14 protein-coding genes are annotated in these 12,158 nt (G+C 65.3%); 7 read left to right on the top strand and 7 right to left on the bottom strand.

The genetic code is table 11. The features are described 5' to 3' along the window. Position 1: 1 nt before the first annotated feature. The 6 genes from HUG10_RS17450 to HUG10_RS17425 form a co-directional block, all read right to left on the bottom strand. A complete protein-coding gene (locus HUG10_RS17450) occupies positions 2-1,072 on the bottom strand; it encodes a GNAT family N-acetyltransferase (protein WP_179170779.1) in 1,071 nt (356 codons plus the stop codon). Then, positions 1,069-2,007: a polysaccharide deacetylase family protein gene (locus HUG10_RS17445; protein WP_246310181.1), complete on the bottom strand. Its 939-nt coding sequence runs from the start codon at positions 2,005-2,007 to the stop codon at positions 1,069-1,071. Before HUG10_RS17445 ends, HUG10_RS17450 begins: the two co-directional genes overlap by 4 nt. Before the next feature lie 367 nt (positions 2,008-2,374). Beyond that, positions 2,375-2,944, bottom strand: coding sequence for a metal-dependent hydrolase (locus HUG10_RS17440; protein WP_179170777.1), 570 nt, complete (start codon positions 2,942-2,944; stop codon positions 2,375-2,377). A 1,068-nt stretch (positions 2,945-4,012) separates the two neighbouring features. After that, complete coding sequence (locus HUG10_RS17435) at positions 4,013-5,269, bottom strand: ABC transporter permease (protein ID WP_179170776.1); 1,257 nt, start codon at positions 5,267-5,269, stop codon at positions 4,013-4,015. Beyond that, on the bottom strand, positions 5,266-6,021 hold the full coding sequence (locus HUG10_RS17430; RefSeq protein ID WP_179170775.1) for an ABC transporter ATP-binding protein: 756 nt from the start codon (positions 6,019-6,021) through the stop codon (positions 5,266-5,268). The genes HUG10_RS17435 and HUG10_RS17430 overlap by 4 nt, the downstream gene beginning before the upstream one ends. Positions 6,022-6,235: 214 nt before the next feature. Continuing rightward, complete coding sequence (locus HUG10_RS17425) at positions 6,236-6,688, bottom strand: DUF7382 domain-containing protein (RefSeq protein WP_179170774.1); 453 nt, start codon at positions 6,686-6,688, stop codon at positions 6,236-6,238. A gap of 75 nt (positions 6,689-6,763) precedes the next feature. Here HUG10_RS17425 and HUG10_RS17420 point away from each other — a divergent pair, with 75 nt between their 5' ends. The 5 genes from HUG10_RS17420 to HUG10_RS17400 all read left to right on the top strand — a co-directional run bounded on the left by HUG10_RS17420 (position 6,764) and on the right by HUG10_RS17400 (position 9,195). Next, positions 6,764-7,849 (top strand): ATP-binding protein, encoded by a 1,086-nt coding sequence (locus HUG10_RS17420; protein ID WP_179170773.1) that lies wholly within the window; start codon positions 6,764-6,766, stop codon positions 7,847-7,849. Positions 7,850-7,870: 21 nt separating this feature from the next. After that, entirely contained in the window at positions 7,871-8,212 is a 342-nt protein-coding gene (locus HUG10_RS17415) for a fluoride efflux transporter FluC (RefSeq protein ID WP_179170772.1), read from the top strand. Further along, on the top strand, positions 8,209-8,574 hold the full coding sequence (locus HUG10_RS17410) for a fluoride efflux transporter FluC (RefSeq protein WP_246310180.1): 366 nt from the start codon (positions 8,209-8,211) through the stop codon (positions 8,572-8,574). Before HUG10_RS17415 ends, HUG10_RS17410 begins: the two co-directional genes overlap by 4 nt. A gap of 115 nt (positions 8,575-8,689) precedes the next feature. Then, complete coding sequence (locus tag HUG10_RS17405) at positions 8,690-8,830, top strand: hypothetical protein (protein ID WP_179170771.1); 141 nt, start codon at positions 8,690-8,692, stop codon at positions 8,828-8,830. A gap of 98 nt (positions 8,831-8,928) precedes the next feature. Further along, positions 8,929-9,195 carry a hypothetical protein gene (locus tag HUG10_RS17400; RefSeq protein ID WP_179170770.1) on the top strand — a complete coding sequence of 89 codons (267 nt, stop codon included), beginning with the start codon at positions 8,929-8,931 and terminating at the stop codon, positions 9,193-9,195. Positions 9,196-9,233: 38 nt separating this feature from the next. Here the strand turns inward: HUG10_RS17400 and HUG10_RS17395 are convergent, their stop codons facing one another. Further along, positions 9,234-10,727 carry an RAD55 family ATPase gene (locus tag HUG10_RS17395; protein WP_179170769.1) on the bottom strand — a complete coding sequence of 498 codons (1,494 nt, stop codon included), beginning with the start codon at positions 10,725-10,727 and terminating at the stop codon, positions 9,234-9,236. Between the two features lie 335 nt (positions 10,728-11,062). Here HUG10_RS17395 and HUG10_RS17390 point away from each other — a divergent pair, with 335 nt between their 5' ends. Both HUG10_RS17390 and HUG10_RS17385 read left to right on the top strand, forming a co-directional pair. Then, on the top strand, positions 11,063-11,248 hold the full coding sequence (locus HUG10_RS17390) for a hypothetical protein (protein WP_179170768.1): 186 nt from the start codon (positions 11,063-11,065) through the stop codon (positions 11,246-11,248). Between the two features lie 545 nt (positions 11,249-11,793). Continuing rightward, positions 11,794-12,015 (top strand): hypothetical protein, encoded by a 222-nt coding sequence (locus tag HUG10_RS17385; RefSeq protein WP_179170767.1) that lies wholly within the window; start codon positions 11,794-11,796, stop codon positions 12,013-12,015. Positions 12,016-12,158 lie beyond the last annotated feature (143 nt).

Raw genomic sequence — 12,158 nt, 5'->3', positions numbered from 1 at the left:
ATCAGAGGCTGATGCCCTTTCGAATCCTCGGACCGACGACGCGAGTGAGCGGGATGGGCAGTCGCTTCCACGCCCGTTTGATGGGGTCGTACGCCTCCCGTTCCGGGTGTGGGAGCTCGGTTTCCCCGCTCGGGAAGTAGTGGCTATCGTCGTACCAGGTCTTCTCGCCCCCGAAACTCTTCTTGAACAGGTACACGCCCGATCCCTCGCGGGTACGTCCCATATCGTACACCTCGCACCCCTCCTCGGCTGCCCGCTCGAGCGACTTCCAGAGGGCGAGGCTTCCGCCGTTCAGGTCCCGGTGCTCGTAGTCGGTGATCACGCCCCACTGGTGGACGCTCGACCCGAGCGAGAGGTCGATGATGCCGTTGATCAGCGCGCCGTCCTTCTCGACCATCCCGAGGTGGAGGTGACCGTCGTCGGCGAAACGGTCCCAGAGGATCCGGAGGAAGTCGAACGAGTGAGGCGGCGTCCCGTGTCCGCGCATCGACTTCAAGTACAGCCTGTAGTACTCCTTCAGGTCGGAGAGCCGCTCGCCGACGCGATACGTCAGCGTCGCGTCCTCGGCCTGTCGAACCTGTCGCTGGCGGCTCTCCTTCACACCCTCCCAGGTGGACTCCGCACCGTCGCTCAGCGGTATCCGGAAGGTCACGAACCGCGAGCTCCCCGTGAATCCATGCCGGTCTCCGATCTCGGCCCCCCGCAGGCTGACGAAATCTACGTCGAGGTCGTCGGCCAGCTCCCGGGTTCGTTCCAGGAGCAGTTCGGCCGCCTCCTCCGACCGTGAACTGCCCAGCACGAGCGACCCGCGTTCGCCGAACGGCGGCGACACCAGTTTCGAACCGAACAGCCTGCTCTCCATGTGGACCAGCGGGAGCACGCCGGCGATAGTCCCCCCGTCGCGGGCGACGAAGTACCATCGGTCGTGGCCGTACGACTCGACGGCGTCGCCCCACCCCCACAGGGCGAAGGGCGGGCCGTCGTTCCGCTCGACGAACGCGTCCCACTCGGCCGCGTCGTCGCACCGTTCGATCTCCAGTCGTGTCGTCTCCTGTGTTTCCCTCGTGTTCATCTGTCGTACTCCGTGTCGGTCGCGTCGTCCGTCCGCAGTTCTCTCCACTTGTCTCGTTTCGGGTTCCGCTCACGCCGGTCGACCATGGCTCGTATCGGCCCGAAGTCGAAGGCGGTGAGCAGTCGGTCGAGTTTCCGCGCCGTCTTCTCGATGCCGACGAAGCTGACGAACCGTTTCGGGACCGACGGCGAGTCGACCCTGACCGCCGGATTGAACTCCCATGGATGGAAGTACAGCGTGGCCGGAATCCCGCGCCGGTTGAGGCGACGAATCCCACGCTCCAGTAGCCAGACCGGCGTGACGCGCCCGTAGAACCCGCCCGCGATCGGCAGGCGGACGCGCGAACCGAGTACCGACAGGGGGACTTCGACGAGCCCGCACCCCGACTGCTCAGCCGAGGAGGCGTGAAACGGGTCGTCAAGCGCCACGTCGTACGGCCGAATCGGTGCCCCGGAGACCCCGTACATCGGAGTCGTGACCGGGAACACGCTCGAATCGTAGCGGTATCCGTTCGATTCGAGGATCGAGAGCGCCCAGTCGGTCCTCCCAGTCACCGAGAAGTTCGGCGCCCGAAAGCCGACCGGCTCGATCCCGCTTGCCCGTTCGATCGCCGTCGTGGACCGGTCGAGCTCCCGCTCGAACGCGTCGGGTGAGAGTTCGAAGAGGGGCGTGTGGGTGTGGCCGTGCGACGCGAGTTCGTGCTCCGCGTCGGCGATCTTCCGGACGACATCGGGGTATTCCGAGGCGACCTCGCCCACGACGAAGAACGTGGCCCGGACGTCGTGCCGGCGGAGCACGTCGAGCACGACGTCGACCGACTCCTCGATCCGGTCCTCCGGATCCTCGACCGCGTCGCTGAGGAGCGTCGCCGAATGCCAGTGCTCGACGTCGAAGCTTATCGCGTTGGTCGTAGACGCCGAATCCTCTGCTGACACGAGTCGTAGAGGGTGGGAGGACGCCATTGTAATACCCCACCAACGGCGAATTTGGTCCGTGTTACTCGACACATCGAACGGTCCCGGGACCGAGCGTCTCCCCTTCCAGTCGCTGGGATCGACACGGTTCCGCGAGCGGCTCCGTCCGCTCGTATCGATACGATCGAGGGCACCGCACAATCTGTTCGGACGGGCGAATACGACTGTCCTATCGATGACAGGTCGGGTGTGCCGGGGGCCCCTTCAGCGTCGACGTCTCCGACAAGCGCCTCCGGGAAGTAGACGTTCGATATCGGGACGCAGGCGGTCGTCCGCGCCGCAAGAAACCGACCGACGGGGAGCTGCGGGAAGGGCCGGCGAGCGGTGACTACCGAACCGCGCAGAGCGAACGGACTCCGTCGTAGGCCCGCACGAGCAGCGCGCCGAACTCCTCGGGCCCCGGCCGGCCGTCGAACACCCACACGAACAGCGAGAGCGCCACGATTCCACCCTCCGGGCCGAGAAGGTCGGACGGTTGCAGACGCGCGAAGTGGGCGAGAAGCCCGGTCTCGACGCCGTAGTCCGTCGAGGCGAGCGGCCACGCGAGGAAGCCGACACCCTCCCCGTCCCCCGCGAGTACCGGCCTGACTGAATCCCCGAGCAGGTGGGACACGTACCCGAGGGCGAACGGACCGACGTACTCACGTGCCGCTCGCCCCTCGAGTACGACGTACGCGATACTGACGACTGCCATCATCGTGAACACCGAGTGGGTGAGCGAGCGTCCGGAGGGGAGCACGCCGAACGTCCACGCGAACGGCTTGTCGACCAGGTCGGGGAACTGCGTCCCGATCGCCAGTGCGAGCGTCTCCAGTCCCGTCGGCGGACGACCTTCACGCCGGTGTTTCCACACTGATTCGAGCAGATACCCGAACGCGAGGTGTCCCCACGGCCACATATCCACTCGACCTCCGGGGAGGGATTAACTGTTGTGGCTCCCCGCGCCGGGGACCGCCGGAGTGGGACGTGGTTTGGCTCGGCGTACCCACCCCTTTTGCTCGAGGTCATCGATAGACTGGCGGGGTCGAACCCGACAACGAGGTGAGTGACTAGGCCGGGGTATCACCGCCTCGATCGCGAGAGCGGCGCGGCCGTCGAACCGGCCGGAACAGTTCCCCCCACCACCGAAGACGACATCCGCCAATCGATCCGGAGACCTATCATATTTGTATATTATTTGTACTTCAGATATTTCTCCCTGTCCACTATCCCAGTTCAACCGTGACCAGCGTCGACGACGGCGCTCCACCATCCGACGTCCGACGGATCGTGCTACCTCATGCCCGACGAGGATGCGTGACGGACCGACGAGCCGTTACGGGGGGACTTGGCAGTCAGTGTCGAAGTGTACCATTCGGTCGGTTCCCCGATCCCGGTTCCGTGGGATAGTCGTTTGGGGGTGCCAGTAGCTCATCCCGCTTCCAGGCGTTAGCGTCGGCGAGACGAGTTCGACACGGAGGCGACCGCGAGAGAACCGTCGTCCCTCCTGGCCAGACCATCGCAGGTGGCGCTGGTAGCCGGGTTCTGTCGAGTTGGAACCCTCGAACTCGTTCCACCGTCGCTCGACTCGAACTGAACGATTTCGGGGGAGCCCCACCGTCGTCGATGTGGCCCTGCGAGGCTCCCGACCCCCGTACGGACGCCGACGAAGGCTCGGCCGAGGTTATCACTGAATTCTTATGAATGCTACTAAAGTACATAAATCTGAGATTCTAAATGCGGTGGGAGAACTTCGGATCGAGGTGGGAACTCACCCTCGGGAGAGTGCCGGTCAAGTATGTCTCATTCGGGGGCGCAGGTGCTCCATCGACGAGTCGGACTGCGGGGATCCGAGGGCCGCGTGAACGTTGCGGACGAACGCCCCTGTCCGGAATCGGAGCGCCCAGGTACACCGGGGGTAGGGACGGCTGAATCCGCTGGGGAAGGGGAAGTAGCCTCCCTACCGTCGGGGCGACTGTCGACCGCACTACTCGTAGCGGAGGGCCTCGATCGGGTCGGTTCGAGCCCCCGTCCAGGCGGGGTAGAGGCCGGCGACGACGCCCACGAGGATGCCGACGACGACCGCGATCCCCGCCCACTCGAGCGGGAACATGAGCGGGAGGTCGAGGACGTCCGTCGCGACGTAGCCGCCGAGGATACCGACGACGATTCCGACGACCGACCCCAGCAGGCCGAGGATGACGGCCTCGACCAGGAACAACTGGAGGATATCGCGGTTCTGGAAGCCGACGGCCTTCATGATCCCGATCTCGCGGGTCCGTTCCGTGACGCTCACGAGCATGATGTTGGCGATACCGATGGCGCCGACGACGAGCGAGATGACCGCGATGCCGGTGATGAAGCCCGTGAATGTGTCCAGGATGTCCTGTATCTGCTCGACGAGTTCCTCGTTCGTCCGCACGGTGACCTCGTAGGACGACGGCAGGAGCGTGCGGGCGTCGGAGTCGGACTCCAGGTACGTCATCACGCGTCGTTCCACCTCGTCGACGTTCTCGTAGTCCTCGGCGACGACGGTCAACAGTGGATAGACGCGCTGGCGTTCGCCCGTCGACGGGCTCTCGAGCCTGCTCTGGTAGAACGGGTCCGTCGGACCGTACACTCGGGGCTGGCTGCCGGCCCCGTCGCCGAACCCGCCGACGTTCGACTCGGCAGCGAGGATGCCGACCACGGTCGCGTTCACCGTCTCGCCGCTGCTGTACGTGACGGTGATGGAGTCGCCCACCGAGACGTTCGTCTCGAAGAGCGTCGCCGCCCGCTCGTTCAGTACGACCTCGCGCGCGCCGAGGCTGAAGTTGCCGCCCGACGTGAAGTTCCCCTGACCGGGCTGGTCGAAGTACGCGGGCGACGTCGCGGTCATCGACGAGAGCGCCACCGACTGGTTTCGGTACGACACGCCCGACAGCGCGACGCTCCCCAGCGGGATCACCGTCACGACCCCGTCGACGGCCTCGATTCGCCGGACGTCGTGTTCCGTGAAGACTGCCCCGCCGCCGCCGAACCCCGGCCCACCTCCCTCGCCCTCCGGCTGGGTGGCCACGGTCATCGCCGGCGACTGGTCGGCGGCGACGTCGCCGATGATGGCGACCTGGAGGCTCGCCCCCAGCGTGACGAACGTGATGACGGCGCCGACGCCGATGACGACGCCGAGGGTCGTCAACGTCGAGCGAAGACGGTGACCCCGGATCGACCGCCAGGCCATCGGGACGCTCTCGAGGGGGTTCACGGCTCGTCGCCGCGGATGGTCGACCTGCGCGGCGAGTTCACGGACTCCTCGCGATCTACCGTCCCATCGAGGAGGTGGACGATCCGATCGCTCTGCTCGGCGATCCGACGCTCGTGGGTGACCATGAGGACCGTGTTGCCGGCCGCGTGGAGTTCCGCGAAGAGTTCCATGATCCGGTCCCCGGTGTCCGTGTCGAGGTTGCCCGTGGGTTCGTCCGCGAGGACGAGCGCCGGATCGTTGGCGAGCGCCCGGGCGACGCTGACGCGCTGTCGCTGTCCCCCCGAGAGTTCGTTGGGACGGTGCTCGGCCCGGTCCCCTAGACCGACCCGTTCGAGGAGCGTCAGCGAAAGCTCGGTCCGTTCGGCACGGGGTGTCCCCTGAGCGACCATCGGCAGGGCGACGTTCTCGACCGCGCTCAGCCGCGGCATCAGGTTGAACGTCTGGAAGACGAAGCCAATCTCCTGACCCCGCAGGCGCGTCCGTTCGCGACCTGACAGCTCCATCACGTTCCGGCCATCGACGACGACCGTTCCCTCCGTCGCGGTGTCGAGACAGCCGACAAGGTTCATCAGCGTACTCTTTCCCGACCCGCTCGGTCCCATCACCGCGGTGTAGGACCCGCGAGATAACTCGAGGGAGACGCCGTCCAGCGCACGAACCGGCTCACCGACGTGGTACGTCTTCCGAACGTCGCGGACCTCGACGGCGGAGTCGCGGTCGGCCGTCCCCGTCCATCGACGACCGTCAGTCATCCGTCCGCCCAATCGTTTTACTCGACAGGTTCGCCTCCACGGGACTGGTTGGTAGTGTGCACACTGTTGGGTGTTCGACCGAGGAGTATGTTCGATCCCGTTGCTCCGGCAAGCCGGGTAAACGAGTGCCACTACCGTAAGCGTACGGCGTAGTATCTCACCGCGACCGTCGTCGATGCCGATCCAGGCCGGGTCGATCGGCACCGTTCCGGTCTCACTCCGCGACCACGAGCACCCTCGTGTTCCCCCGATGGTCCGAGAAGGAACCACCTGCTGGCGGTTTGATGGCGATCTCGAGCGTGCCCTCAACCTGGTTCGGCCCGAGCGACGGCGTCACCGTCACGGTCACCGTTCCGTCGTCCTCCGTCCGTCCGGTCACCACGCCGTCCAGGTCGGCGGTCCCGCCGGACACGACGACCGTCGCGTCCGAGACCGCGTGGCCGTCGGGGTCGACGACCGCGATCGTGAGTTCCTGCTCGCCGGGGGTCGTCACCTCCGGGTCCGGCCGGGCGTCGAGTTCGGCGACGGCCAACCCCTCGATCCCGGACACCATGTTCAGTAACACGCTCAGGCAGGCGACGCCGACGACGAGCGCGATGACGAGTCGGACCGGCAGCCCCTCGATGGCGCGTTCGTCGCGGGCGAGTTCTCGGAGTCCGTCGAGCATACCCCGGGCTGGCCGCGTTCCGATACTTGAACTCTCGGCCGAGGGTTCTTGACCGATGACGGGGCCAGGCCCCCCGTGCACGTCATCGGCCGCACCGACGACCGGGGACCGACCGCCGAACTGGGACGCTACCTCGCCCGCGACGGGAGCACCGGCGACCCCGTCGAACTCGACCTCGATCGTCCGCACGCGGCGCTGGTCGTGGGGAAGCGCGGAACGGGCAAGTCGTACACGCTCGGGGTGCTCGCCGAAGGGGTCGCCACCGCCCCGGGGCTCTCCCCGGTCGTCGTGGACCCGATGGGCGCGTTCGGCGGACTCGTCGAAGCCGGGGGGACGGTGCACCGGCGGCCTCGGGTCCGCGCGGACGCGCTTCCGGCATCGGCGTGGCCGGAGCTGTTCGGGCTCGACCCCGCAAGCGCGGTCGGGGGCCTCGTCTGGCGAGCGTTCGTCGCGGAGGACACGCTCGCGGGCGCACGAACGTGGATCGACGACGCGAGCGCCGACGGGGCGACGAGACGGGCGGCCGGGAACCACCTCGCGCTCGCGGACACCTGGGACGCGTTCAGTCCGGACGGCCTCACTCCGGCCGACCTCGCGACCGCGGAGCCGACCGTGCTCGACTGCGCGGCGCTCCCGGCAGCCGGGTTCGCCGCAGTCTGTCGAGCTGCCGCCTCGGGGCTCTACCGCACTCGAGTCGAGAACGAACTCGATCGGCTCCCCTGGCTGTTCGTTGACGAGGCGCACGTCGCCTTCGACGGTATCGCGGCACCCGCGCTCCGGACGCTGCTCACCCGGGGGCGGGCCCCGGGCGTCTCGCTCGTGTGTGCTACCCAGCGGCCGGGAGCGCTCCCGTCCGTCGCGCGTTCCCAAGCCGACGTCGTCGTGGCCCACCACCTCGCGACGCGGGAGGACGTCGACGCCCTCGCCGAGGCACGCCCGTCATTGCTCGCCGGCGACCTCGCCGGGCGACTCCCGACCGGCGTTGGGGATGCACTCGTCGTCGACGACGCGACCGGGTCCGCACACTCGGTCCGCATCAGGACCAGACGGACCCGTCACGACGGTGACTCGCCGAGAGTCTCGACTTCCGGGGACGAGGAACACGAGCGCGTGGGACCGCCGGTGCGTGAACGACCGGATGGAACCGAAACGGGGGAGTAGCGGGGGGATGAGACGTGGATCATGCACGGACGCATCGCGGCGCTCGTCCTCGTCGCCGGCGGCGGGGCGCTCGGCTCCCTCCTCCGGTACGGTGTCGACCTCGCCGTCGGAGGGCCCGCCGGGACGCTGCTCGTCAACGTCGTCGGGAGCTTCGCGCTCGGCGTCCTCACCGTCGGGCTGCTCCCGGAGCGCGTCCGCCTGTTCGCCGCGACGGGGCTCTGCTCGTCGTTCACGACGTACAGCACGTTCGCAGTAGACGCCATCTCGCTCGACGGGGTTGCCGGCGTCGTCTACGTCGCTGCGACGTACGTGCTCGGCGTCGCCGCCGCCGCTGCCGGCGTCACGGTCGGGAGGAACCGATGATCACGGACGGCCTGCTCGCACCCATGCTGGTGGCGGTCGGCGGGTCTGCTGGCGCGGTCGGTCGTTACCTCGTCGGCCGCCGGATTCCGGGGCGGCGAGCCACTGCCCTCGTGAACGTCGTCGGGAGCGTCCTGCTCGGCGCGGTCGGCGGCGCGGTCTCGGCCGGCTACCCGCTGACGCTCGGGATGCTCGTCGGAACCGGGTTCTGCGGGGCGTTCACGACGTACTCGTCGTTTGCGGTCGAGTTCCATCGACTCCTCGACGAGGGCGAGTGGAGGTCGGTCGCCGTCTTCGGCCTCGGGACGCTGTTCGCGGCGCTCCTCGGTGCCGTCGTCGGTCGGTCGCTCGTGGGAATCACCTGATCGGAGTCGTCGGGGTTTATTCACCGGGGAGCCCTCCATCGATCATGGACGTGGGATTCGTGTTGCACCTCTCGCACCCCTCCCGGTTCGTGCTCAAGAGCGGAGGTGCCCGGCCGTGAGCGCGGACGGGGGCGGCTCCATCCTCGGGCGCCTCGCGGCCGGCGCGGCCGACGAGCCGGTGATGGCCCTGTTCGTCCTCCTGTTACTGGTCATGGCCGCGGGATTTCTCGTCGTCGGCCTCGTGACCTTCCTGTGAACGGGTCGTGCCCGGCCTACCTGACGGCACGCTCACAGTTCGCTCCGTGAGAATCGGTGGCAAACCCTTTTGTCCGGAGTCGTCCCGTCCACGCATCGATGAACGACGACGTCACCCGATGGCCGAACGAGTTGCTCGGCGAGGTGTACACCGAGCTGACCGGGACGACCGTCGTCGTCGACGAGGAGGAGACGACGGGCATCGTGCCGACCATCACCGGCGTCGACGACCGGGGTCGGTACGTGCTCGTGAAGTTCCGCGTCCCGCGATCGACGTCGCGCACCGAGACGAACTCCGCGATGGTGTCGCGCGAGGATCTGCTCGCCGAGACGCGCGACCGGGACCGGATCCGGATCGAGGAATAGCCCGGTCAGGCCCCCGGCGTTTCCGAAGATCGTTCAGGTTACTGCTGTTGGACCCGGAGGAACGGTCGGTCGTCCAGATACTCGACGAGGCGCGTGCTGCCGACGCTTCCGATCGGTGACTTCGCGAGTTCGAGGTACTGTAACCCCGACTCGCTCATCCACGTTCGGAGGACCTGTCCGGCGGCGTCGACGTAGAACGCCGCCAGTTTATCGGCCATCAGGTTGGGGTTGTGGATGTCGAGGTGCATATCCTCGGGGCTGATGTAGTTGGCCTCCAGCCAGTACCGGAACGATCGGGCCTCGTCCTGCCCGATGCCGTGTACTTTCGCTTCCGTGTTGAGCACGTAGAATTGGCCGTCGGTGGCCGAATTGTCGTCGATCGTCTGGAGGATGTACCGGAGCGACGCGTCCTCGCGCTGTACGTCGAACACGTTGTCGTGGTCCGCCTCCCACGCGCCGACCATGTCGATGACGCACAACTCGTCGTCGTCCAGCAGTTCGGGAACCGATTTCGAATAGTCGGACAGCAGTTCCTCGACGCGCTGGCGTTTCATCTCGACGGTCGGCACGAGCGTCAAGCCCAAGTTTTTGTCCAGGGCCTGCAGGAGGAGCCGAGAGAGCAACACGTCGAAGTTCGACTGACCGTCGTGTTCCAGCAGCGTGCCCGTGCCTTTGAGCAACCCGCCGCCGAGCAGTTCGTCCAGGCCCGGAACCCCGGTCTGGGCGTACGCGTGGTCGATGAACTTCGCGGAGTGGGACCGGCGGCGGGGAATGACGTTCGCGCCACCGTCGGCGAATTCGATCTCGTAGCGGCGTGTATCGTGGTCCACCCCGCGCATCTTCAGTACGTCGAGAAATCGGTGGTAGTCGCCCCTGACGAGTTCGCGCCAGAGCCTGATGACCCCGTTGACGTTGAACTGGACCGCGTTCGCCGCGCCGATGCCTTCGACCCCGTCCGCGGTCTGTGGCGTCCCCGTATGCTCGGCGGTGATCACCGTCGTCGCGCCGAACTCGTCGGTGAACAGCCGGATCAGGTCGAGGACGGCCCGACGGTACAGCACGTCGTCGTCGGTCATCATCTTGAGGCCCGATACGCTGTCGAGGACGACCCGGTCGCAGGGGGCGTACTCTTCGAGGTGCTTTTCGATGTGCCCAGCCGTAAACGGGATGCCGAACGTTTCACCCGGAATCTCCTCCCCACCGTCGAGCGCCTGAAGGGTCAGCTCCTGCTCGTCGCTTTCGAGCGTTTCGCCCGGCGTGGCGTGGAGTGTCGTGATCATGAGGTTCCGGTGGTAGAGGTCGAATTCGAAGGGCGCGAACCCCGAGCGCAGTTCGTCGAACGTCTGTTCCGTACTGATGTACAGACACCGTTCGTCGTTCGCCAGGCCCTCCTGGAGGAACTGCATGGCCAGCGTACTCTTTCCGGTGCCGGGTGTCCCGGTAAAGAGCACGCTGCGAGTACGCGGGAACCCACCTCGTAACGCGCGGTCGAGGACCGAGTTACCCGTCGAAACTGTCGGGTGGTGAGTCATAACGCAATCGTTTCTCGGTTCCGCCAATAAAGTTACCCTAGGTCGCTACTGATACATATTCGTTCTAACCCGACTTCTGGGTGTCGAGCTCGATGGGTACTGGGAGTTTTGACAGGGTCTCCGTTCTCGATACAGCCCCATCAAGAACCGAGCCAAGCAGAAAGTAGTCATCGCGATGTGAGATGACAAGAAACACTTGAAAACCTGCGAAATCCGGCCACTGATTCGCGACCCTATAAACGGAACAACCCCCACACGATCACACCGCTGAATAGAGGTGTGCCAAACAAAGAACCAGACCCAGGTTCATGTATCCGCCATATGTTACATCAATCATGGAACTATCCGCCCGTGACCTCGCCTTCCTCGAACATGAGCCGACGAAGATCAAGGAAGAGCGCGACCGAGACGGTAAAGATCGACAGCATGCCACCTCACTGCTTGGGCGCATCGAGGGGGAGATTGAATGGAAGAACGAGTTGAAGCAAAACGGCGAAACGAACGTCAACGCCGGTCCCTGAACGGGGAAAAACCCACCGGTTTCCGGGAAGGGGGAATCGCAACATTCACTGGTACTCTTTCCCCTAACGGAGATGTGGCAACGTGCGAATTTCAGGAGCGGTACGAGAACGACGAGACACTCTCACGCCTGCAAACCGCGCGTGACAACGCCTCGGGAAACGATCGGGTGAACATCCGACGGGCGATTGACAACCGGAAGCAGGAACTCCGGAACGACGTTCGGGAATCCTGAGTTTCGAACACAGGGAGATTACCGGTGCACATGAGGGCGTTCGAAGTGAGTGTCGATCGCTGAGCGAGCACGTTCTTGAAGCAGAATCATCTCTCAACACTTCTGTTCCCCGTATCTCTCGGCGTTGGCTGTGTCGATGATTCGGCACGGTCGGTCTCAACCGGCAGCCTTTCGTCTACCGGTGTAACTCATATTGTTCCTGATATGACGGACGGAAATATGACCGATGTGGGTATATACTCCTGAAGCTTCCGAGGGTCTGGAGACTGAAGAAAGCCAGATGAACTGACCGGTACAGTACTCCACACCACCATGGATTCACAAGATGGCCCGGATGAGGGAACTGACGTTACTACCGAGTTCCAGCATGAGCTGAAGTCCCTCATCCTGGACGCGTTTACAAACGGCGCCGAGCTTGAAGGCACGTGGGAGGTTACGGTTCCAGTTGAGGCCGCGCCCGACTGGACGATTGAGATCTCAAAAACTAGCGCCGCTGAAACCGCGAGTTACGATCCAGACTACATCACCGACTAACGGACGATGTGATCGCAATCTGATTTAGCATCGTATAACCCGGTTGTCATAATTTGCACTACACCAACCCGAGAACCACCCACTCCCGAACAGTTATGCTCCAGGGGCATGATTACTATGCAGCGCTCAACTCAAGGTAGCCA

Origin of the sequence: Halorarum halophilum (assembly GCF_013401515.1) — an archaeon.
Lineage (GTDB): Archaea > Halobacteriota > Halobacteria > Halobacteriales > Haloferacaceae > Halorarum > Halorarum halophilum.
This window is presented reverse-complemented; position numbering and strand designations above follow the sequence as displayed.

Bases quoted from the DNA above. Each gene is read 5' to 3' on its own strand.
- HUG10_RS17425 (WP_179170774.1), bottom strand. From the start codon at position 6,688: ATGCTCGACGGACTCCGAGAACTCGCCCGCGACGAACGCGCCATCGAG.
- HUG10_RS17400 (WP_179170770.1), top strand. From the start codon at position 8,929: ATGAACGACGACGTCACCCGATGGCCGAACGAGTTGCTCGGCGAGGTG.
- HUG10_RS17395 (WP_179170769.1), bottom strand. From the start codon at position 10,727: ATGACTCACCACCCGACAGTTTCGACGGGTAACTCGGTCCTCGACCGC.
- HUG10_RS17430 (WP_179170775.1), bottom strand. From the start codon at position 6,021: ATGACTGACGGTCGTCGATGGACGGGGACGGCCGACCGCGACTCCGCC.
- HUG10_RS17440 (WP_179170777.1), bottom strand. From the start codon at position 2,944: ATGTGGCCGTGGGGACACCTCGCGTTCGGGTATCTGCTCGAATCAGTG.
- HUG10_RS17410 (WP_246310180.1), top strand. From the start codon at position 8,209: ATGATCACGGACGGCCTGCTCGCACCCATGCTGGTGGCGGTCGGCGGG.
- HUG10_RS17385 (WP_179170767.1), top strand. From the start codon at position 11,794: ATGGATTCACAAGATGGCCCGGATGAGGGAACTGACGTTACTACCGAG.
- HUG10_RS17390 (WP_179170768.1), top strand. From the start codon at position 11,063: ATGGAACTATCCGCCCGTGACCTCGCCTTCCTCGAACATGAGCCGACG.
- HUG10_RS17450 (WP_179170779.1), bottom strand. From the start codon at position 1,072: ATGAACACGAGGGAAACACAGGAGACGACACGACTGGAGATCGAACGG.
- HUG10_RS17415 (WP_179170772.1), top strand. From the start codon at position 7,871: ATGCACGGACGCATCGCGGCGCTCGTCCTCGTCGCCGGCGGCGGGGCG.